Source organism: Halalkalibacter oceani (assembly GCF_023715605.1).
GTDB lineage: Bacteria > Bacillota > Bacilli > Bacillales > Bacillaceae_D > Halalkalibacter > Halalkalibacter oceani.
Map to the genome: position 1 here is coordinate 1 of NZ_JAMBOL010000029.1, position 21,058 is coordinate 21,058.

Annotated in this window: 21 protein-coding genes; 2 read left to right on the top strand and 19 right to left on the bottom strand. The window is 46.9% G+C overall.

Annotation, left to right across the window (positions count from 1 at the left end; translation table 11 throughout):
• Nucleotides 1-169: 169 nt before the first annotated feature.
• The 18 genes from dgoD to M3202_RS19005 form a co-directional block, all read right to left on the bottom strand.
• Nucleotides 170-1,333, bottom strand: coding sequence for a galactonate dehydratase (gene dgoD, locus M3202_RS18920; protein ID WP_251224797.1), 1,164 nt, complete (start codon nt 1,331-1,333; stop codon nt 170-172).
• Nucleotides 1,334-1,355: 22 nt separating this feature from the next.
• Entirely contained in the window at nt 1,356-2,630 is a 1,275-nt protein-coding gene (locus tag M3202_RS18925; protein WP_251224798.1) for a TRAP transporter large permease, read from the bottom strand.
• 1 nt (nt 2,631) lies between these two features.
• The gene (locus tag M3202_RS18930) at nt 2,632-3,126 is read right to left on the bottom strand and encodes a TRAP transporter small permease (protein WP_251224799.1); all 495 of its coding nucleotides are present in this window, start codon (nt 3,124-3,126) and stop codon (nt 2,632-2,634) included.
• Between the two features lie 82 nt (nt 3,127-3,208).
• The gene (locus M3202_RS18935) at nt 3,209-4,261 is read right to left on the bottom strand and encodes a TRAP transporter substrate-binding protein (RefSeq protein WP_251224800.1); all 1,053 of its coding nucleotides are present in this window, start codon (nt 4,259-4,261) and stop codon (nt 3,209-3,211) included.
• Nucleotides 4,262-4,287: 26 nt separating this feature from the next.
• Nucleotides 4,288-4,950 carry a FadR/GntR family transcriptional regulator gene (locus M3202_RS18940; protein ID WP_251224801.1) on the bottom strand — a complete coding sequence of 221 codons (663 nt, stop codon included), beginning with the start codon at nt 4,948-4,950 and terminating at the stop codon, nt 4,288-4,290.
• Between the two features lie 24 nt (nt 4,951-4,974).
• Nucleotides 4,975-5,730 (bottom strand): 2-dehydro-3-deoxy-D-gluconate 5-dehydrogenase KduD, encoded by a 756-nt coding sequence (gene kduD, locus M3202_RS18945; RefSeq protein WP_251224802.1) that lies wholly within the window; start codon nt 5,728-5,730, stop codon nt 4,975-4,977.
• On the bottom strand, nt 5,727-6,761 hold the full coding sequence (locus M3202_RS18950) for a zinc-dependent alcohol dehydrogenase (RefSeq protein ID WP_251224803.1): 1,035 nt from the start codon (nt 6,759-6,761) through the stop codon (nt 5,727-5,729). The genes kduD and M3202_RS18950 overlap by 4 nt, the downstream gene beginning before the upstream one ends.
• A 286-nt stretch (nt 6,762-7,047) precedes the next feature.
• Complete coding sequence (locus tag M3202_RS18955; RefSeq protein WP_251224804.1) at nt 7,048-7,638, bottom strand: DUF6470 family protein; 591 nt, start codon at nt 7,636-7,638, stop codon at nt 7,048-7,050.
• Between the two features lie 22 nt (nt 7,639-7,660).
• Nucleotides 7,661-8,806 (bottom strand): flagellar hook-associated protein FlgL, encoded by a 1,146-nt coding sequence (flgL, locus tag M3202_RS18960; RefSeq protein WP_251224805.1) that lies wholly within the window; start codon nt 8,804-8,806, stop codon nt 7,661-7,663.
• A 16-nt stretch (nt 8,807-8,822) separates the two neighbouring features.
• Nucleotides 8,823-10,598, bottom strand: coding sequence for a flagellar hook-associated protein FlgK (gene flgK / locus M3202_RS18965; protein ID WP_251224806.1), 1,776 nt, complete (start codon nt 10,596-10,598; stop codon nt 8,823-8,825).
• A gap of 21 nt (nt 10,599-10,619) precedes the next feature.
• On the bottom strand, nt 10,620-11,117 hold the full coding sequence (locus tag M3202_RS18970; protein ID WP_251224807.1) for a flagellar protein FlgN: 498 nt from the start codon (nt 11,115-11,117) through the stop codon (nt 10,620-10,622).
• A 24-nt stretch (nt 11,118-11,141) separates the two neighbouring features.
• A complete protein-coding gene (flgM, locus tag M3202_RS18975) occupies nt 11,142-11,402 on the bottom strand; it encodes a flagellar biosynthesis anti-sigma factor FlgM (RefSeq protein WP_251224808.1) in 261 nt (86 codons plus the stop codon).
• Between the two features lie 136 nt (nt 11,403-11,538).
• Nucleotides 11,539-11,979 (bottom strand): TIGR03826 family flagellar region protein, encoded by a 441-nt coding sequence (locus M3202_RS18980; protein WP_251224809.1) that lies wholly within the window; start codon nt 11,977-11,979, stop codon nt 11,539-11,541.
• Between the two features lie 75 nt (nt 11,980-12,054).
• Nucleotides 12,055-12,750, bottom strand: coding sequence for a ComFC family protein (locus M3202_RS18985; RefSeq protein WP_251224810.1), 696 nt, complete (start codon nt 12,748-12,750; stop codon nt 12,055-12,057).
• Nucleotides 12,747-14,090, bottom strand: a complete 1,344-nt coding sequence (locus tag M3202_RS18990; protein WP_251224811.1) for an ATP-dependent helicase ComFA — start codon at nt 14,088-14,090, stop codon at nt 12,747-12,749. The genes M3202_RS18985 and M3202_RS18990 overlap by 4 nt, the downstream gene beginning before the upstream one ends.
• Before the next feature lie 27 nt (nt 14,091-14,117).
• Entirely contained in the window at nt 14,118-14,981 is an 864-nt protein-coding gene (locus M3202_RS18995; protein WP_251224812.1) for a DegV family protein, read from the bottom strand.
• A 363-nt stretch (nt 14,982-15,344) separates the two neighbouring features.
• Nucleotides 15,345-16,058, bottom strand: a complete 714-nt coding sequence (locus tag M3202_RS19000; RefSeq protein ID WP_251224813.1) for a response regulator — start codon at nt 16,056-16,058, stop codon at nt 15,345-15,347.
• 47 nt (nt 16,059-16,105) lie between these two features.
• The gene (locus M3202_RS19005; RefSeq protein ID WP_251193636.1) at nt 16,106-17,242 is read right to left on the bottom strand and encodes a sensor histidine kinase; all 1,137 of its coding nucleotides are present in this window, start codon (nt 17,240-17,242) and stop codon (nt 16,106-16,108) included.
• Nucleotides 17,243-17,477: 235 nt separating this feature from the next.
• On the opposite strand from M3202_RS19005, the gene M3202_RS19010 reads away from it, so the two are divergent.
• Together M3202_RS19010 and M3202_RS19015 are read left to right on the top strand one after the other, a co-directional pair.
• Nucleotides 17,478-18,113, top strand: coding sequence for a YigZ family protein (locus M3202_RS19010; protein WP_251224814.1), 636 nt, complete (start codon nt 17,478-17,480; stop codon nt 18,111-18,113).
• Between the two features lie 145 nt (nt 18,114-18,258).
• Nucleotides 18,259-19,245: an LCP family glycopolymer transferase gene (locus M3202_RS19015; protein WP_251224815.1), complete on the top strand. Its 987-nt coding sequence runs from the start codon at nt 18,259-18,261 to the stop codon at nt 19,243-19,245.
• 614 nt (nt 19,246-19,859) lie between these two features.
• Here M3202_RS19015 and M3202_RS19020 read toward each other — a convergent pair.
• Nucleotides 19,860-20,915, bottom strand: coding sequence for a glycosyltransferase family 4 protein (locus M3202_RS19020; protein WP_251224816.1), 1,056 nt, complete (start codon nt 20,913-20,915; stop codon nt 19,860-19,862).
• Nucleotides 20,916-21,058: the final 143 nt, after the last annotated feature.

The window sequence follows — 21,058 nt, forward strand, 5'->3', positions numbered from 1 at the left end:
GATCGTATAGCCAAGTCCCTTTCTAGCAAGCAGACTAGTCAAGCCGCGTAATTAATTTTTTAAAAACACTAAAAGCGAAATGGGGGTCGTCTAACAATCGTGAACTAGGCTTTATGAAATTGATTCATCTATCAAAAAAAGCCGCCGCAGCGACTTTTTTCACTTCTTATTACCAATCCGCGACTGATCCGTCTTCATGCCAATACCTTGCCAACACCTCCGGCTTGTAAGGGTGTTTTGCTGCTTCTGTTTCATTGACTTCTACTCCGAGTCCTGGCTTTTCACTTGGAATGACATACCCCTCCTTTACTTGAATCGGATTGCTTACGACCTCATCCCTCCACGGCACATCGCTTCTGAACGACTCCTGAATCAGCCAGTTTGGTGTGCAAGTCGCAAAGTGGATCGCCGCTGCGGTTGCAAGAGGACCAAGTGGGTTATGAGGAGCGACACTGACGTAATATGTTTCTGCCATCGCAGCAATTTTTCGCGCTTCCCAGAGTCCTCCACAGTGAGCGAGGTCTGGTTGGATAACAGCGCAGGCATTTTTTTCTAATAGCTCGCGGAATTGAAAGCGCGTCACGAGCCTTTCCCCTGTTGCGACGGGAATGTCTATGCTATTTGTGACCCGCAAGGTACCTTCAACATTTTCAGGCAAACAAGGTTCTTCAAAGAAGAATGGCTTATATTGCCGCAGTTCTTTTGCATATTGGATCGCCATCTCTGGTGTCGTGCGTCCGTGTAAATCGACCATAATATCGATATCATCGCCGACTGCGTCACGAATCGCTCCCATCAGCATCGAAGCATGACGAATCACTCTGTTTCCTTCTAATGGGGCTGTGCGCGGGACGACCAGCACTTTGATTGCTGTGTAACCATCCTCAACAGATTGAAGTGCTTTTTCCACCATTGTTGTCGTATCATCGATTGAATTGTATAGACTATCCATCTGCCCTCCGCCTAAATGGTCATACATGCGAATCTTGTCTCTGACTTTTCCTCCTAATAATTTATAAACCGGAAGCCCAAGAGACTTTCCGAAAATATCCCAGCAAGCCATTTCGATTCCACTGATCGCACTATAGCCGACAGCTCCAGGACGGAAAAAAGGATGACGCTGCATCACCTGATAAAGATGTTCGATATTCGTCGGATCTAAACCTAGAATAAATGGTTTTAAATCTTCAATACAACCAACGACCCCTCTTGTTTTCCATTCTAAAGAAGCTTCCCCCCAGCCGATGATTCCTTCATCTGTTTCTACTTTTACGAAGACCCAGTTTCTCAATTCAGCATTCACTACAACAGATTTCACATCAACAATTTTCATCTCTCATTCTCCGTTCTATCGATTATGGACTTATCATTTTGAACCACAGTGTAATCTCTGGAATATAGCTGATGATGAGTACATCTAACGCAACAACTAAAATAAATGGAATAATCGGCTTCATAATTTGCTCCAGACGTAAATTGGCGACCTGACACGCCACAAACAGATTTACACCGAGTGGTGGAGTGAACATTCCCATCGCCAGGTTGACAATCATGATGATCCCGAAGTGAACCGGATCAATGCCTAATTCCATTGCAATCGGCGTTAAAATTGGTGCTAAAATGACGATGCCCGCCCCTGTTTCAAAGAACATTCCTACAATAAATAACAGAACGTTCACAATCAGCAAAAAGATTAAAGGATTATCGGTGAACGTTGTAAATAAATTTGCCAGCTGCTGAGGAATTTTCTCTTGGGAAATAACCCATGTAAAAATCCCCGCCGCTCCAATAATGAGCATAATAATAGAAGATGTGACAAATGAATCCTTTAAAATGGGAAGCACATCTTTCAATTTAATATCTCGATACACAAGTGTCCCGACAATCAGGGCATATACAACAGCTACAACCGCCGCTTCTGTCGGCGTGAAGATCCCCCCATAAATCCCTCCTAAAATAATAAATGGCATTAACAGTGCTAAAAATGCTTTTCTAAACGCTGTAAAGCGTTCTCCCCAGGACGATTTCTCTCCACCTTTGTAGTTGTTCTTTTTACTTATAATAAAGACGAGTGTCATCACAGTAAGGCCAATTAAAATCCCAGGCAAAATACCCGCGATAAACATGTCTCCAATCGATACTTGCGTGACAATCCCGAATAAGATCATCGGTACACTTGGCGGAATAATAACGCCTAATTCACCTGAAGAGGCTGTCACTGAGGTCGCAAAACGGATATCATAGCCACGCTTCACCATCGCCGGTATCAAAATTGAGCCAACTGCTGCAGTTGTGGCAGCACTCGATCCCGAAATCGCAGCAAAAAACATTGAAGTAAGCACGGCGACCATGGCAAGTCCCCCCGTCATGTGACCGACAAAGGAATTTGCCAAATTCACCAACCGTTGGGAGATTCCTCCCTTTTCCATCAAGTAGCCAGCCAAAATAAAAAAAGGAATCGCCATAATCGGAAAGGAGTCTAATGTATTATAGATACGCTGTACCGCAACCAAAAGCGGTACTTGGCCATCGACTAAAATACCGATCATCGATGCTAGACCAATTGAAATCGCAATCGGAACGCTAAGACTGATAAAAACTAAGAGAAGGATAATCGCGATCAGGGCCATCTTATTCCGCCTCCTCTTTCCACAGACTTTCAAAAAGAACAACAACCGTATTCAGGAAGATTAACAATGTCCCGATTGGCACAGATGAGTACGGGATTGCCATTGAGATTTGCATAGCTGGCGACTTCTGAAGAATAACCTGCCTAACCATATCAATCCCGTAGGAAAACAAGTAGTAGCAAAATATGATTATAATTGCATAGACTAGCAGTTTGACCCACTTTGCAAATCGTTCCGGCAGCTTTTGAGGGAGTATTTCCACTGCAATTAACGACTGATAACGAGTTGCGATGGCAGAACCGATAAAGACGCCCCACACCATAATAAAGCGGGCTAATTCTTCTGACCATGATAAGGATTCTCCTAATAGATACCGACTGATAATCTGAGCAAAGATAACGACAGTCATGACAAGCAGCATAAGAGCTAGTAGATACCCCATCGTTTTATTAAGTTTATCTATTGATTGAATGTAGATTCTAACCGTTTTCGGCACTCCGTCCACCTCCTTATAATCAAAAGGGCAGGGAGACTCTCACACAGGTGAGACCCCCTACCAATACCAGCATCCAATCTGGCTATTTAACCGCTTCTAACATTTGCTCAACAAGCTCTGCCCCTATGACATCACTAAATTGGTCATAGATAGGCAAGGTTGCCTCTTGAAAGGCTGCTTTTTCTTCTGCTGTCAGTTCGATTACCTCCATACCGGTTTCAGCTAAACTCGCTTTAATTTCATCTTCCTCTTCAAGTACTAATTGGCGGTTTGCCTGTTTCGCTTCTTCCATGGCAGTTTCAATAGCTGCCTGTAAGTCAGGAGAGAGGCCATCATAGAACTGTTTATTAAATAAAACAACGAACGGACTATAGACATGACCTGTAAGCGTTACATAGTCATTAACCTCGTAAACTTTTTGATCGTAAATAATGCTGAGTGGGTTTTCCTGTCCATCCAGCGCCCCTTGTTGCAAGGATACATAAACGTCGGCCCATGCCATTGGCGTAGGGTTTGCTCCAAGTAATTTCCAAGTTTCCAAGTGCATATTGTTCTCCATTGTCCGGATCTTTAATCCCTCTACATCTTCTGGAGTCCGTACTGGAAGCTTGCTGTTCGTTAAATTACGATAACCATTTTCCCAATAGCCGAGCCCTTTCATTCCAATATTCTCAAGCCTGTCCAGCATCTCCTGTCCAACTGTTCCATCCAGCACATTGTATGCGGTTTCACGATCTTTAAATAAAAATGGCAGATCGAAAACTGAATAGGTTTCGTCAAAGCCTGCTACTGGGGCAGTCGAAGGGGCTGTAGCGGTGATTGTCCCAACTTGAACCCCTTCAATTGACTCCCGGTCATTTCCTTTTTCTCCATTCGGATAGATTTCAACAGTTAATAAGCCATCACTTTCTGCCTCGACTACTTCTCCAAATTTCTCCCATGTTTCATAAAGAGATGAGTTTTCTGAAAGTGTCAGAGCGACTGAAATAATTTGAGCTTCAGCTGTTCCCTCCGAACTGGAATCATCGTTCTCGCTCCCTCCTGATTGACTATTCCCTTCCGATGAATTACAACCTATTAATGTTCCCAGAACAACTCCTAGTAGCAATAAAAATGCAAAGCCTTTTTTCATCATTACACTTCCCCCATGTTTTTATTTATCTATTTTTTTAATTCATAGATAACATCATCAATATGAGCTTTCATTAGATTCCTTGCTTGAGACGGATTTTTTTGGGCAATCGCTTCGGCAATGAGAATATGATAGTGGGAGGCCTTTTCATCCATCCCTTCCATTTGCATTGTTCGTTTCCGACTATCAACAAGCAAGTCACTAATTTTATTTAGCATTTGAAAAATAATATAATTACCTGATGCCTTTGCGATTAAATAATGAAATAACATATCTTCCCGAAAGAAATTTTTATTTTGTTTTCTTTTTCGATTCATACCATGTGCCGCCTTCATAATACTTTTCACTTCTTCTTCCGTGGCATTTTCTGCGGCTAGTGCAGCTAATTCAGGTTCAATGATTATGCGAGCTTCTGTTAATTGGAGCATCGTCGCATCCTCAAGGAAGGTGAAGCCATGATTTTCCTGACCGCTTTTCAAATCATTCATCACATATGTTCCGCGCCCTTGCTCCACTTTCAGGATGTTTTGTTTAGCTAAAACACGAATCGCTTCGCGCACAGAGGAAGCTCCCACCTCCAACTCCTTCGATAAAGCTTGAACAGTTGGAATTTGCTCTCCTTCTTTCCATACACCTTCCTTGATACGCTTTTTGATTTCCTCATAAACACTTTCATACATAAGTTTTCTCATCTCATGCTCTCCTTCATCTACCGCCTATCGTCCTAACCAACCACCATCTACGGCCAGTACATGCCCGTTCACATAATTTGACGCCTGAGATGCTAAAAAGATGACTGCACCTTTCATATCATCAGGGTTCCCCCAGCGTTCGGCTGGAATTCTCTCTAAAATTTGGCGGGATCTATTTTCGTCATTAAGTAACGCTTCATTTAAATCGGTCGCCATATAGCCAGGGGCAATCGCATTGACATTGATGCCGAATTTTGCCCATTCATTCGACAATGCCTTCGTCAATTGGGCGACGCCTCCTTTTGCTGCTGCATAAGCGGGCACTGTGATCCCACCTTGAAAAGAAACCAGTGATGCAATGTTAATAATTTTGCCATATTGGTTTGAAATCATCATTTTTCCCGCTTCCCGGCAAAGAAGAAAAATCGACTTCAAATTAATATCGATGACGTCATCCCAATCCTTTTCAGAAAAGTCAATCGCGGGTGATCTTCTTTGGATTCCGGCGTTATTGACAAGAATATCAATTTTGCCTGCTTGCTTCACTACATGGTCTATAGCCAGTCTGACTTGCCCCATATCTTGTAAATCACATTCAATTAGGTGACACTCTCTCCCGAGTTGGTTAACTTTCTCTTGTGTCTCCGTATTTTGTGTATTCCGCTGCAGGAGGACAAGATCGGCTCCTGCTTCTGCGAGGGCAATTGCCATTGACTGTCCAAGACCTCTGGTTGCACCCGTTATAACCGCCCTCTGTCCATGTAAATCAAATAATTTCATCGTCCCCCTCCTCCTTTCTTTGGATAAAGTAATACTTTTAACGCCGCTTCAGCTTCACGCATTAAGGCAAATCCTCTTTCCGCTTCTTCCAGTGGAAGCTTGTGCGTGATGACATTCGAGAATTCCGGATATGTGCAAAGCATTCGCATCGCAATCTCATAATCCTTATCGGTATACACTCTAACCCCTAACATCGACAGTTCACGAAAGTTCAGCGCTTGGAGATCAACCTTTGAAGGCTCTTTAAACACACTTACAATCACCACTTGTCCTGTTATCTTAACGAGCTCGGTAGAAAGGAGAGCAGTTGCTGGAACTCCGGCAACTTCAAAAACAATATCGGCTCCATTTCCTTTTGTTTGCTCCATCACTTTTTCTACTGGTTGATCATTTCCATCGATGACTTTGAATCCTTGTTCTTTTGCAAACTGCCTTCTCTGCTCACTAACCTCACAAATCATCACATTTGCAGCCCCGGCTAGTCTAACAGCCATCGCAGTTAACATCCCAATCGGTCCGGCTCCAATAACCACCACCTGATCCCCTGCTTTATATTGAGACTTTCGAATTGCATGCACCGTGACTGCTAATGGTTCTATCAAGCTCGCCATTTCAAAAGACAGTTCTGAAGGAATGTGAATGACATTTCCACTTGCTACTTTAACGAATTCCGCAAAACCTCCATCTCTGTCGATTCCGATAAGCTTTAAATCGCGACAAACATGAGAATGACCTGTTTTACATGGCTGGCATTTCCCACATGTCAGCAACGGATTAATCACAACCCGTTCGTTTATTTCAACAGTGTCGACATCTTTTGTTTCAACTACTACGCCGCTAACTTCATGTCCCATAATGAGAGGAGCCACCGCCCGTGGGTGTTTACCTGCAAGTACCCCCATGTCAGAGCCACAAATCCCGGCAAATGCTACTTGTACGAGTACTTCTCCAGGATCGAGCATCGGCCTTTTGACTTCTTCAAATGAAAGTTGATTGCTCCCCTTATAGTAAAGCGCTTTCATATCCGGCATCACTACTTCCTTTCTGCAAATGTTTATATTCATATGATCAATTTCAAAAAATCATAAATTCATTATACATCTCATGAATTGAATTATATCAAATATTCATCTGATGTCAATGTAATTTTCTGAAAAGTATGTATAGTGATTTTCATTTTACATTACTCAACTAATCAGCTGAGATCCTGGCCGTCTCCTTAACGCCAAACCAAAAAAGATCAATTGATCCGACCTCTTTACCTGGAGGGGCTCAATTGATCTATAAACATATTTATTTTCTATCAACAAACGGGATTCACAATCCCATATTCACTTCTGTCCCGACCGCTTGAAAGGAAATGTTGTTTTTCTGTCTTAGATAGACATCGAGCTGCCATTTCGGCATTTCGATTTGCGGCGGACGGGGGGTTACGGTAATATCGGGTTCCTTATACGGAGCTTTCATCGACAGCTGCCCGGGCTGATAATCAAATGAGATGCTGAAAGCCGAACGCGGCATTGTCGTATAGACCGCTTTCTGTGGCGCCCGCTCGCCGTTCACTTTGGCGATTTGGGCAAAAGCGGCCCCGCCCCGCGCGCCGTTTTCGATTTTCATCATTTGATCCCCTTGCTGGGCTTTTTTCGCAAGATACTGGTGAACGACGCTCGTCGTTTTGTTCCAGTAGTCATTTGCCATCCGCAACGGGGTCTTTAAATTCGCCTCGGCAAAAGCCTGTCTCTGGTCAATAAACAGCTTCGCGGCGGTTTGACTAATTTCGATCATGCCGACATGCTGCTGACGAATTTGCAGATCGGCGGACGGCTGCGAGATACGCGGGCCGGGGCGATGAGAGCTCATGCCGATATAGGCGTCTGTTGAATGAATCTCAAGCGTAGGCAGCTGCAAGCGAGCTTCCTCCTTTGCTCAATTATCTGAGGAAATCGAGTAATGTCGGCTGTATGATTCTCGCGCCAACGGCAAGAGCGGCACGATGAACGCTTTCCTGAATCGTCAGGTCGATAATCACCTGTTCAATATCGGCATCCTCATTGTTGGACATAATGTTTTTCGCGCTGACCTCCTGCTCCATTAAGCGGCTTTCCATCATCTCCACCCGGTTCACACGGGCTCCAAGTTCAGCACGCTCCGCGACAAACTGGTCAATATGGCCAAAGACATTGTCGATATACCCGGTCAAATCATTCCCGGTAACTCCCGGGTCGTTCAAGGCATGCTCCAGCCTGATAATATCGCCGAAAAGCGCATTGTTGAAAATGTTCGCCGGATCGACATTCACAGGAATCGTGACACCCTTCAGCAATTCGATTTCAACCGTTTGCGTGTTAATCGAAACAGCATCATTGTATGAGGCGATGACATCAGCTGGGCGCAGAGTTTCGGTTATCGTTGGTTCACTTACAGAGCTATCCGGATTTGGTCGAGTGAAGGTCACTTTATTGCCATTTTCTTCAATGATCAATTGGACATCTTCCTGGCCGACCGCCTCAAATACAATTTGTCCGCCATCACTCGAAACTTCTTTAAAGATCTTACCATCATAGCTAAGCTCAATCTTATCAAGCTCCGTGTTTGGATCAAATAACGTTTCCAGCCCGATATCGATCTTCTCCATATCAATAATCGGCGCGTTCGTCGTGTCCGTCCCATTAAAAATATAGCGGTGACTGCTTTTTGTATTGGCGAGGGACTGCAAGTGTTCCCGCAGCTGCTGAACTTCCTTGGCAATGTTCGCCCGTTCCTCCGCATTATAGGAGTCGTTCGCCGCCTGTGTCGACAGATCGCGAATCCGCCGCAATGTTTCCGTCGCCTGATCCAATGCAGCATCCGCCGTATCCAGCCAGTTATAGGCTTCACTGAGGTTGCGCTTGAACTGTTCCACTTCCGTAACCTGGGTGCGGTAGCGCATTCCCTTCATCGCCACAACTGGGTCCTGCGATGGGCGGGTAATTTTTTTTCCGGTAGAAAGTTGATCCTGCAGCGAGGCAAGGCGGTTATAACCCTGATTGATATGCCGTAATGAATTTGTCGATAGCATCATTTGTGTTACACGCATCGTTTCTCACCTATCCTTATCTTCCGACTATCCCCATATTATTAATAATGCGGTCAAGCATCTCATCGACCATCGTGATGTTTCGCGCCGCCGCATTATAGGCGTGCTGAAATTGAATCATTAATGTAAATTCCTCATCCGCCGAAACATTGCTGACGGACTGGCGGCGAAATTCAACACTGTCTCGCAGCGATAATGAGCTGTCCGCCATCCGCGCCGATTCCTGGGCCTCAACAGCCATATCGCCGATCACGCTTTGATAATAGCTGCTGATCGTGCCTGAATTGCCCGAGCTGAATTCCATAATAATGTCCTTCATATTCGCTAATTCAAGCGCATTCGTTCCGCTTCCGGCATAGGCTTTTGGCATGCCTTCAATGAAATTATCATTATTTCCTAATAATGCATGGAGAGCCTCATAATCTCTAGGAGAGGCACTCATTAAGGTCTCATAAGACTCTCTTGCACCGCTAGTCAACGCATCCAGATTCACCCCAGCTGCGGCGATGTTATTGCGGCTTGCTTCAATAGCAGCGTCGATCTTGATCGCCTTCGCTGCGCCCGCCGGACCAGTAAGATCGCCTAAGTCAAAAAAGTCGTCACCATTTGTCGCAGCCTCACTTTCTGTTCCAAGCGTAAAGCCGAGCTTATGAATATTGTTAATCTCGGTAGCGAACTTATAAGCCATTAAGTCAATCTCCGCTAGCATATCGGGATAGGTGCCGACAATCTGAGTTTCCCCGCCGACCGTTGTCTCGTAGCCATACGCCTCAATTAAGGCTTTCATTTCCCCACGTGGCATATCGGTATGGAGGTCATCTATTGCATAAGCTACATCTGTTTCCTCATCATTGACTTGATTCATAAAGGAGTAGCCGGTTACTGCTTTGTTTGTATCATCAAAGTTAATCTTCATTTTCAAATAACTTTGCGCCCCTGTCCCATCCACAAGCTTAATCGGTTCAAAGAGCGGCTCACCATCATCACCCGTTGCTTGTTCACCTGCATCATTCAAAACCGGCTTCGTATAAGCCTGTCCATTCTCATTCACCAAATAGACAGTTACCGCTCCTTCGGCGACTTCGTTCGGCTTGCCGCCGCTTTGTTCGCGTTCGACTTTGATGTTGACGATCCGCGAGAGCTGGTCAATTAGGCGGTCCTGTTCGTCGTAAAGGTCGTTGGTGACGTAGCCGTGCGGTTCGACTTTGCGGATTTGTTCATTGACGTTGTCGAGTTGGCGGAGAAGCGCGTTGACTTCCTTTTCCGTCACTTCAATTTCGCTTTTGTAATCATTGCGGATTTCAGATAATGAATCGTGCATGTAGTTGAAGCTTTCGGCGATGAAACGGCCGCGCTCGCGAACGACGGAGCGGGCGCCGGAATCGTCAGAGCTGCCGGCCAAGTCCTGAAATGATCTCCAGAAAAGGTCAATCTGGTGGTTCAGTCCGTTTTCTGAAGGCTCATTTAAAATATCCTCCATTTTCATCAGCGAGTTGTAGCGGGCATCCCAATAGCCAACCTTGTTCGCTTCATTGCGGTACTGCACATCAAGAAATGCTTCGCGCACGCGTTGAACCGAGCCGGCCTTGACGCCGGTACCGAGATGACCGGGGATGCGGGGGCTGTTCATGCCGCTGGACGGGTAAGGCTCCGTTTGCGCAAAGTTAACACGCTGTCTCGTATAGCCCGGCGTGTTGGCGTTGGCGATATTATGACCGACTGTATGTAGAGCGTATTGCTGGGTCATCATCGCCCGGCGTGCTGTTTCTAAACCGTGGAACGTTGATAGCATCTGAATTATCCTCCATTCAAGTTAAGCTTTTGAGTCGAACAAGGAGTGTCCGGTATCGTAAGGCTGGTCATCGCGCTCGTTCGGACGCTTGTAGCTGATATCCTCCTGGTGCGGCACCATTAAATCAAGGGAAAGATTGACAAACCGCAACGATTCCTCGATAAGCTGCTGATTTAGTTCATTTTGCCGCTTTAATAAATGAAGCTCTGTGACCAATTGCTGCTGAAGGGCATCAAGCTGCTCACGCTCTTCTGTCGTTGCCCATTCCTTGACTTCGGCCAACGTTGCGTTTTCTGTTACCTTTCCCTTGCTTAAAAGAAATGTGCGGACAACCTTCTCCCGCATTGATTCCGTCGCCTGTGCCTTGCGCACCAGCTTGGCTTCCGCGCGGACAAGCTCTTCCAGGGCAGGCATATCACCTTTTTTGATCAGCTCGACCTTTTGCCCGGCTGCTTTATTTAACTCGTGATGAATCGTAATCAATGCTTCAAGCAGCTCTGTTATTGCCTTCACTGACATGCCCGTTCCTCCTTTGCCTCATCTCTACTCATTCCAAAATTGATAAAACTTGTTCGCCACTGCCTGTGGATTTACTTTGTATTCTCCGGCCTCGATCTTCTGCTTCAGATCTTCAACCTTCGTCTGACGTTCTTTTTCAATCGCTGTCCCCTTTTGCATTTCCAGCGCTTCAGAGGAAATCTCAAGCTTATCGCTTTTCGCTTTCGTCTCGGCAGCCTTATCCTGCTTTTCCAGCTGCTTGCGGTATGGATTTTGCTGAACCGATTGATACGGATTGATTTTCATGCTCTCACCTCACTGTTTTACCCCTTGTGAATACGATTGTTTTCAAAAGAAAAATGTGCCGATGGGCTGTCTCAAAGAGGGTTTTCCCTTTTGAAACATCCCCTACTCATTATATCGGCACATTTCTCAAAAATGTTTATTCATTTTTATTAAATCGGCTGTTAAGAGAATGATAAGTCGTCACCCTGTTTTTCTCTTTTTCCGTTTCCTTTTTCCGCTCAACGAATTCTTTTTCTTTTTCAAGCTTTTCAAGATCGCCGGTAATCGAGTCTTTGCAGTTGCTGCAAAGGCGGCCTTCCTGAATCATTGTACCGCATGAATCGCACGGATAACCGAGGTTGGGGAAATGAGTGGCGAGCAACCTGCCCTCGCGGACAAACATATGAATCTGTTCTAACGGGACTTCTGTCTTTTCGTGAACTTCCTGAATGGAAGCCATTCTGTTTTGCTTGCGCCGCATGAACTTCGACACCTTTTCATAGTTATCCTCTTGCTCTTTATAACACTGCTGGCATATAGGGCGTAACGCCTTAACAAAAATCCGGCCGCAACGTGGGCAATTGGCTACGTTTTTCATGGATCATTCCCCTTTCCATTCCTTTCTTTTATTATACTGCCTGATGCGCATATGACAATAGTCTCTAGTCTCTTTTTACCGTGCGATTGTCAAGGAAGCGATGCGCTCTGCCCCGTGCCGCTTCAATATCCGCGCCGCCTGCCGGACCGTCGTTCCCGTCGTATAGATGTCATCAATCAAGACGAGCTTTTTTCCTTCAATCAACGGTTTCGCTAACTGTGTGAGATGAAACGGCTGCTCGTTGATCCGGGCAATTCTCTGCCTGCGGTTCCGCTTGCTCTGTTTCTCCCCGCTCGCTCTTTGCAGCAGCTTTGTTTCCTCTGCCCATCCCTCCATCAGCAGCACCGATTGATTGAATCCTCTCGACTTGAGTCTCGCTTCACTGAGCGGGATCTCGACCGGCAAGTAACCGCGAAATTCTTTTTGATAAAGCGCCTTTAGCCGTCCGGCAAAAAAGCGCGCCAGCTCAGCATCGCCGCGGAATTTGAACATCGTGATCACTTCCTTTAAAAAAGCATTGTATTGATAGAGTGACATGTTGCGTTCAAGCAGGTCGGCCGTTTCTTGCCGCTGCTGCCAGCGCAGGCAATCATGACAGATCCTTTCATCATTACGAAGAGCGCGGGAGCAGATGTGACAGCGGCGCCCTTCAAGCGTGATCAGCTGGGTCTCGCATTCCGGACAAAGCGCGCTCTCTTCCTCCAACAGCAAAAGTCCGTGCCAGCTCACCCGTTCAAAAAAAGGTTGATGGCAAAACAAACAGCGGCTCATTTCGTACTCGCCTCCTGATTCATCAGCTGGATATGGCGTTTGGCAGCGCGCATCGCCTGTGAAATGCCATAATGAAAAAAGATGACATCGCCATCCGGCTGGGCGGCTGATCTCCCGACACGTCCGGCGATTTGGACGAGCGCCGTCTCGGTAAAAATCCGATGGTCTGCTCCGAGCACCGCGACCTGAACACCGGGAAACGTGACGCCCCGTTCAAGAATCGTCGTCGTTACTAAAATCGCGGTTTTCTGCTGGCGAAAGGCTTCTATTCGTTGATGCCGCCCGGAATCATTCGCATGCACGGAGACGGCGTCATAAGAATCGTTCTGAAGAAGACGAGTAGCTTGATGGAGAAAGGAAACGGTTGGAACGAAAAGGAGAATCGGCTTACGTTGATTGAGGTGTTCTGTCAGCCAGCGCAGCAGAACGGCAGGGAGTTTGCCCTTTTTCAAGTGTTTCTGCCAATTTCCGCACCAGCTAAAGCGCGGTTCGGGCAAAGGAAAGCCGTGAAAGCGACGGGGGATCTTGATCACTTCTAGCGGTTCGGAGCGCAGTGCTTGACTAGGAGTGGCGCTCAAGTAAATGCGTGCTGCCTGCTTTTTTTCAGCCTGGGAGACTGCATAGGCGAGACTTTGATCGTAAGAATAAGGAAAGGCGTCGACCTCGTCAACGATGACAACGTCAAATGTGCGATAAAAGCGGAGAATCTGATGGGTCGTGGCGATGACAAGCTGGCTGTAACGGTGACGATCACGGCTTCCACCGTAGAGGGCAGAAATGGCGATGCGTGGAAAGCTGCGGCGCAGACGAGGTTCAAGCTCTTTAACGACGTCCGCTCGCGGGGTGGCGAGAAGGACTCTCTTCCCTTCTGAAAAAGCTTGCTCCAGCCCCGGGAAAAGGATCTCTGTTTTGCCCGCTCCTGTAACCGCCCAGATGAGCAGCTGTTTTTGCTGCCTAATCGCTTCTTTCACCGCAATGGCGGCCCGCTGCTGTCCTGCTGAGAGAGCGCCGCTCCAGCTTAGGCTTTCCGCAACCTCTGGCAGCTGAGGAATCAAGCCCTGCCAGGAGAACAGCGGCTCACATTGGCTCACCTTGCCGAGCGTCAGGCAATGCCGGCAATAATGACAACGCTCGCCGCATTTCGCGCAAAGGTGGCTGCCGATTAAAAAAGGATCCCTGTTATTGCAGCGGCGGCACGTCAGTCTCCCCTTCTCGGTAACAAGACCCGCTTCACGTCTGATCAGCTGCTTTTGTTCAAGCTCTGCCAGGATGTGAGAGGGAAGGGGAATTTCCGAACGCAGCAATCGCTTCCCTGCAAAAATAGGGGCATATTTCAGCATAGTCCTCACCTCTTTGTTTTTTTACTATTACGCCTCAGCCTGCTTGTACCAGGAGATGCCAAGGCTGCCCGGTCCGAGATGGGTGCCGATTACCGGGCCAAAGACGCTGATGACGACGTCGACGACATTGTCGTAGTTTTCACGAATGTCGGCAGCCAGCTGCTCGGCTGCTTCCGGACGCATCGCATGGATGACCGTCACTTCATAGCGGCCGTCGGAACGAAGATCTTGATCCAGCAGCTGGAGGATGCGGTCGATCGCCTTTTTTTCGGTTCGTACTTTTTCAAAGGGGACAATTTTTCCGTCGACGAAATGAAGGATCGGCTTGATCTTCAATAAATTACCGACGAGAAGCTGACCGCCGCTCAGCCGTCCGCCCCGATGGAGATGGCCCAAATCAGCGACCATAAAATACGCCTTCAGCGTCGCCTTTATTTCCTCAAGCCGGGTTAAAATCTCGCTCACTCCGGCTCCTTTCAGGGCAAGCTGCGCTGCTTCCCTGACGAAAAAGCCGAGCGCATAGCAGGCAATCTCCGAATCAAAGCCGTGGACTTCAAGCTCGTCGACCATTTCGCCTGCGGTTAGCGCATTTTGAAAGGTACCGCTGATTCCACTTGAAAGATGTAGCGTGACGACCTGCTGATAGCCTTGTTTCTTCAGGTCGGTAAACAGCTCAACAAACTGGCCCGTTGATGGCTGGGAAGTCGTCGGAAGCTGTTCAGCGCCTTCTAGCTTTTTATAGAACTCCTCCGTCGTCAGCTCCAGCTCTTCCTTGTACGTTTTCTCAGCAAAAATGACACTTAATGGTACCATATAAATCGAAAGACGCTCCCGCTCCTCTTTTGGCAGGTAGGCGGTACTGTCCGTTACAATCGCAACGTTTTTATTCATAGCAAAAGCCTCACTTTATCATTAATACGCATGCTCATTCATTATTTATTGTACACGCCGGGCAAACAACGATTCAATAGCAGAAAGGCAAAAGGTAGATTTTGATAGGAGCTGTCTCAAACGACGATGTTTGAAAAAGCGCAGACGATGAAGGAAAACGAGGCAAGACGGAAGATAGTCTTTTGCCGGAATAAAGAGGTCCACTCGTTCCGCTTGTCGCCGAAAGGAGCAGCAAATGAGAGAAATAACGGACTCCTGTTCCGATGAGGGGGGATAGGCGGGCCAGCCCGCCTCGACGAAAAAGCATCTCTTCTGTCTGCTTGGACTAGAGATGCTTTTTCGTTTACAATGGCAGCCTGTCCGTTAGCGGACGATGACATAGCCCTTTTTTATTGCTTCGACAACGGCCTGCGTCCGGTCATTGACGTTCATTTTCTGAAGGATGTTACTAACGTGGTTTTTCACCGTTTTCTCACTAATATAGAGTGATTCGCCAATCGCCCGGTTGCTCTGTCCGTCGGTCATCAGCTGAAGAACCTCGCACTCGCGCCGGGTGAGAATATGTAACGGCTTCCGGTATTCCACTTCGCGGTAGCCGATTGAATCCTCATGCTCCTCATCCTCTGCCGCCAGACGGCGGTATTCCTTAATTAAATTGTGCGTTACCTTCGGATGAATGTAAGCACCACCGGAGGCTACAACCTTAACAGCTTCCACAAGAGCTGCCGCATCCATTTCCTTCAATAAATAACCGGAAGCGCCGGTCTTAAGAACGTGGGTAACATACGATTCGTCATCATGAATGGAAAGGACGAGCACCTTTACATTCGGAAAAGCCTTGGTCAGCTCCCGCGTCGCTTCGATTCCATTCATTTGCGGCATATTAATATCCATCAGGATGACATCCGGACGGTATTCTTTGACAAGCTGGAGGGCATCGGAACCATCTTCGCCATCGGCTACTACTTCAAATTCATCCTCCATGGCCAGAATACGCTTTACGCCTTCCCTGAACAATTGGTGATCGTCGATGAGGACGATACTTATCTTCTTTTCATTTGTTTCTGTCACTGTCATCACCTCTCCGTTATATACGGGCTTTTATTTTCTTTTCATCTCATTTCTTATGTGGCAGAGCGAAAGGGCACCTCGATCACAATGACAGTACCGGCTTTCGGTTTCGACTGGATGGTGAGCTGGCCTTTGAGCATATTGACCCGCTCTTTCATCCCGATCAGTCCAAAAGAGCCTTCTTTCTCTGTTATCGCCGGATCGAAGCCTTTGCCATCATCTTTAATAATTATTATAACCTTTGTCGCTTTGATTTCAATTTTCACTTGGATTTCAGAGGCTTCACCGTGCTTATAGGCATTTTGTACTGCTTCCTGTACAAGGCGAAATAAGGCAATTTCAAATTCCTGCGGGAGCCGCTTATCCTTGCCGATCTGGCGAAACACAGTCGTGATTTGGTTATGCTCCTGAAATGTTTTCAAATATTTCGCAAGAGTCGGAACAAGGCCAAGGTCATCGAGAGCCATCGGACGTAAGTCGTAAATAATCCGTCTCACTTCGACAAGTGAGGATTTTACCATTTTTCGCAAGTCTCGAATCTCATTTAACGCCTCTTCAATTCCTTTTTCTTGATAAATTCGTTCAATTAGCTCAGATCGCAGTAAAACATTTGCCATCATTTGCGCAGGTCCGTCGTGAATTTCACGCGAAAGCTTCTTTCGTTCTTCCTCCTGGGCCTGAATAATTTTCAGACCGAAGGCTTGCTTTTGCCTTGCATCCTCAATCGCATCTCCGACCTGCTTTAAGTCTGTTGACAAAAAGTTGTAAATGACCGCCATCTGTCCCGCCAGTTCCTCGGCCCGCTCCACCGTATCATTCAGGTTGACAAGCCGTCGTTCAATATGGTCTCTTCGTTCCCGCAGCTGAATTTCTTCCTGCTCCAGCACGGCTAATTGAACCTGGTAATCATTCGCCTGTTCATAGGCCGCCCGGACTTCCTCTCCGCTGAATTTGTCAAAGGCCCGGCTTACTTCCACAAGCCGATTTCGCGCAAAGCGGGCACGAAGTTGCGTTTGATCTGTTTTTTCAATAATGGCCGCTACTTTTAAACGCACTTGTTTTAGCTCTTCTGCAAGACTTACATATTCGGCCCGGGACTTTTCACCAATTTCAAAAATCTGCTCCCGGCTCTCCCCGACTGCTTCCAAGGTATTTGTAATAATCTTGTCGAGCAACGTTGTGTCAGTCAAGCGTCATCACCAGCCTCATCCTTCGTCCAGCCTGCGCATGAGATTTGCGCCCATAGGCTGTTTTCGCTATTCTTATCTTACATCATCTTCTAATGAAAGCACAAAGAATCATTGAATTATACCTATAATAGGCGACATAATTACTACGCTTTCTGACGATCCCATCGTATCAGATCAATATTACACCCCGATAACTGATATTTGTAAAACTATGAAAAAAGAAGGAGGAATTATCATGCCACTTTCCACCTATCAAACCGTGAAAGGGGAAGGATCACATGAAATTGTTATCCAGAAATCAAGATTTATCGCCCATTTTACGAGGGCGGAAACCGAGGAGGAGGCGCAGCGTTTCATCGAACGAATCAAAAAAGAGCATTGGAACGCCACGCATAATTGCTCGGCTTATTTGATTGGCGAAGCCGACCATATCCAAAAAGCCAATGATGACGGCGAGCCGAGCGGCACCGCAGGCGTTCCGATGCTTGAAGTGTTAAAAAAACGCGGCTTAAAGGACACCGCGGTCGTCGTCACCCGTTACTTTGGCGGCATTAAACTTGGCGCAGGTGGATTGATCCGGGCATATGGAAGTGCGGTCAGCGAAGGCCTTCAGGCTGTCGGTGTTGTCCAACGGACACTCGTCCACACTGTCCACACTGAAATCGACTATCACTGGCTCGGAAAAGTCGAGCATGCTTTAAGGGAATCTCCTTATAAAATGAAAGGGATTGACTACCTTGAGCAGGTCGATGTCCAGGCGTACGTCGAACCGGATCAGCTGGAATCGTTCCATGAGTGGATCACAAATTTAACGAACGGTCAGGCGACTGTCAAAAGCGGGGACGAGCTTTATTTAGAAAGCACGGTTTGATGACGGATTGCTGCGAAATCGCCGGTCAGCGGCGCCTCCTTCTATCAATCTCTAAAACTGTCTTAATCTTCTTCTTTACGTTCTCTCTCTTTTTCGCTATTATGGGGGAGATTAGTATCTTTCAAGATAGAAGTGAGGTATTGCGATGACGCAATCTAGAGTAAGCAAGCGCAAGCGAAGAACGAAACGAGTTATGCGGACATTTATAATTATTGGCCTTGCCTCCTTCCTGATCCTTGGCGGGACGATAGGTTATTTTTTTCTTAAACTGCAAGATGTATCCTCAGCCACACAGCAGGACCTTCAGCGCGGAGAGAAATCAGAAAAACGGGAAGAACCGGTTTCACCGAGCAAGGATAACATTTCCATTCTCTTTCTTGGTGTCGATGACCGCGATGGCGATCTCGGAGGGCGAACCGATGCCATGCTGCTCGCAACCTTTAATAAGGAGCTCGGGACGATCAAACTGTTAAATATCCCCCGCGACTCCCTTGTTGACATTCCCGGCCGCAGAAATCAGGATAAAATTAACCACGCCCATGCTTTTGGCGGAGTTGATTTAGCGGTGGAGACAGTCGAGCAGCTGTTTGACATTCCAGTCGACTATTATACGAAGCTGAATTTCGTTGCTTTTGTTGAGATTGTGGATGCGCTTGGCGGAATTGAAGTTGACGTGCCATTCGCCTTTACGGAAATGGACAGTCACGATCAGCACGACGCAATCGCTTTAGAACAAGGATTACAGACGTTAAACGGAGAAGAAGCATTAGCCTTTGCGCGGATGCGTAAACAGGACCCACGCGGCGATTTAGGACGCGGTGAGCGCCAGCAGGAGATCATTAAAGCGATCATCGCCAAAGGAGCCTCCCTCTCTTCGATTAACAATTACGATGAAGTGTTACAAAGTGTGGAGACTCATCTTTCAACGAATTTAACATTTGGTAACATGTTAGCACTCCATTCCTATGCCGGCTCGTTACATTCGATTGAGTCGTTGCATTTGGCCGGACGCGATGCCAGAATTAACGGTGTTTACTATTACGAGCTTGACCCGGATTCAGTCCGCGAGCTGTCCGTTACCTTCCAGACCCACCTTGGGCTGATCGAACCGGCTCAGGATGAAGCGAGCTAACAGGAGCCACCATTTTAAAATAAGAGGCTGGGAAAAAGGTTGTTTTTTTACCTTTTTCCCAGCCTCTCTAAGCAATGAGCGGAGCCGCCACGATCTTTTAAAGCCCGATGTGAGAAACCAACTCACATCGGGCTTGTGGCGTGTGTAGCCATTGCCAGTAGGTCCAAAGCTAGTTTTGTCTCAAGCTCTTATTTCGCATTTGACGATTGGCAGGAAGATACCTGAAGTCCGCACCGGTAAATGAGGAGCAAAGGGAACGTCATTCCGTTATTTCGCTTTCAGGGCCCTTCTCGTTGGGGTACAAGGAACCTCATTCCGCTATTGTCGGTTACAAGGTGGTTGAACCGCTTGTTTTTGCCTAGTAACGGAATCTCGTTCCTATTGTTGCACAGATGAGCGTCAAAATAGAAAAATAACGGAATCTTGTTCCAACACCCTGTGCCTCCAAAGGCGGGAAAGAGCCATCCTTGAACTTCGGCCAGACTAAGCAATGAGCGGAGCCGCCACGATCTTTTAAAGCCCGATGTGAGAAACCCACTCACATCGGGCTTGTGGCAAGTGTAGCCATTGCTACGCCATGCTAACCAGGTTTGTTTTATTTTTTTCCATACGCTTTATAGCGGTCGTCTGGCATTGGCCAGCCGTCTTAAGAAATTCATCATCGGGCGATAATCCTTGCTGATCAGGCCGACTCGTTCCACTAAAAACTCAATGGCAAAGAGCAGGACGAAAATGATCAGAACAGATGTCCAGAACGTCGCCATTGTCATCATGACCGCGGCGAGGCTGAAGAACGCCGTCATCGCGTAAATCGTCAGCACTGTCTGTCTGTGCGTCAGACCGAGCCGTAACAGACAGTGGTGCAAATGAGATTTATCCGGTGCTGATAACGGTTTTTTCTGTACAAGGCGACGGATAATCGCAAACAGGGTGTCCGAAATCGGAATCGCCAAAATGACAATCGGCACTAGCAATGAGGAAACCGTGACATTTTTAAAGCCGAGCAGGGCGATCACCGAAATCATGAAACCGAGGAATAAAGCTCCTGTATCCCCCATAAAGATTTTCGCCGGGTTAAAGTTATGAACGAGGAAGCCGAGCGTACTTCCTAACAGAATGACACCTAAAGCGGCGACGAACATGCTGCCATCCATAATCGCAATACCGGTAATCGTCAGCAGCACGATCGACGATACACCAGCCGCAAGCCCATCAAGCCCGTCAATTAAATTAATCGCATTCGTTACCCCGATAATCCAGAGCAACGTTAATGGAATGCTGAACCAGCCAAACTCCAGCTGCATCTCAAATGGCAAGTTGATAAACTCCACCTGGACACCGCCATAGACGACAACAGCTGCGGCCGCGACCTGTCCGAGCAGCTTCCATTTCGCCGACAGCTCAATCATATCATCAAGAAAACCAGTCACAATAATAATGAAGCCGCCGATTAAAATCGGGATCGTATAGCTGCTTTCCGGCTGCAAAATCAAAAATCCAACTAAAAAACCAATATATATCGCTAAACCGCCGAGCCGAGCCATCACCTTCTGGTGAACTTTACGATGATTAGGCTTGTCTGTGGCGCCAATTTTAATCGCAAAACGCTTCACAACCGGAGTAATCAAAACCGTCACGATGAAGCAAATCACTAATGCTAAAACAAGCATGCTGACCCTCCTTATTTCTACCTTCTCCAACTTATCTCTTTTTATGATTTTCTTTCGTCATTCACACTCTTTTAATCTATTACCTTTTCGGATTATAGCATAAATAAAGCAACCAGGCACAGTCATTTCTTAACAATCCCTAA

What these genes read in the sequence shown, in the direction of transcription:
- flgM (WP_251224808.1), bottom strand. Translation starts at nt 11,402, where the DNA reads ATGAAAATCAATCCGTATCAATCGGTTCAGCAAAATCCATACCGCAAG.
- M3202_RS18940 (WP_251224801.1), bottom strand. Translation starts at nt 4,950, where the DNA reads ATGAGAAAACTTATGTATGAAAGTGTTTATGAGGAAATCAAAAAGCGT.
- M3202_RS19015 (WP_251224815.1), top strand. Translation starts at nt 18,259, where the DNA reads ATGACGCAATCTAGAGTAAGCAAGCGCAAGCGAAGAACGAAACGAGTT.
- M3202_RS18935 (WP_251224800.1), bottom strand. Translation starts at nt 4,261, where the DNA reads ATGATGAAAAAAGGCTTTGCATTTTTATTGCTACTAGGAGTTGTTCTG.
- flgL (WP_251224805.1), bottom strand. Translation starts at nt 8,806, where the DNA reads ATGCGTGTAACACAAATGATGCTATCGACAAATTCATTACGGCATATC.
- M3202_RS18985 (WP_251224810.1), bottom strand. Translation starts at nt 12,750, where the DNA reads ATGAGCCGCTGTTTGTTTTGCCATCAACCTTTTTTTGAACGGGTGAGC.
- M3202_RS19010 (WP_251224814.1), top strand. Translation starts at nt 17,478, where the DNA reads ATGCCACTTTCCACCTATCAAACCGTGAAAGGGGAAGGATCACATGAA.
- M3202_RS18925 (WP_251224798.1), bottom strand. Translation starts at nt 2,630, where the DNA reads ATGGCCCTGATCGCGATTATCCTTCTCTTAGTTTTTATCAGTCTTAGC.
- M3202_RS19020 (WP_251224816.1), bottom strand. Translation starts at nt 20,915, where the DNA reads ATGCTTGTTTTAGCATTAGTGATTTGCTTCATCGTGACGGTTTTGATT.
- M3202_RS18990 (WP_251224811.1), bottom strand. Translation starts at nt 14,090, where the DNA reads ATGCTGAAATATGCCCCTATTTTTGCAGGGAAGCGATTGCTGCGTTCG.
- dgoD (WP_251224797.1), bottom strand. Translation starts at nt 1,333, where the DNA reads ATGAAAATTGTTGATGTGAAATCTGTTGTAGTGAATGCTGAATTGAGA.
- M3202_RS18995 (WP_251224812.1), bottom strand. Translation starts at nt 14,981, where the DNA reads ATGAATAAAAACGTTGCGATTGTAACGGACAGTACCGCCTACCTGCCA.
- M3202_RS19000 (WP_251224813.1), bottom strand. Translation starts at nt 16,058, where the DNA reads ATGACAGTGACAGAAACAAATGAAAAGAAGATAAGTATCGTCCTCATC.
- kduD (WP_251224802.1), bottom strand. Translation starts at nt 5,730, where the DNA reads ATGAAATTATTTGATTTACATGGACAGAGGGCGGTTATAACGGGTGCA.
- M3202_RS18950 (WP_251224803.1), bottom strand. Translation starts at nt 6,761, where the DNA reads ATGCCGGATATGAAAGCGCTTTACTATAAGGGGAGCAATCAACTTTCA.
- flgK (WP_251224806.1), bottom strand. Translation starts at nt 10,598, where the DNA reads ATGCTATCAACGTTCCACGGTTTAGAAACAGCACGCCGGGCGATGATG.
- M3202_RS18980 (WP_251224809.1), bottom strand. Translation starts at nt 11,979, where the DNA reads ATGAAAAACGTAGCCAATTGCCCACGTTGCGGCCGGATTTTTGTTAAG.
- M3202_RS18970 (WP_251224807.1), bottom strand. Translation starts at nt 11,117, where the DNA reads ATGTCAGTGAAGGCAATAACAGAGCTGCTTGAAGCATTGATTACGATT.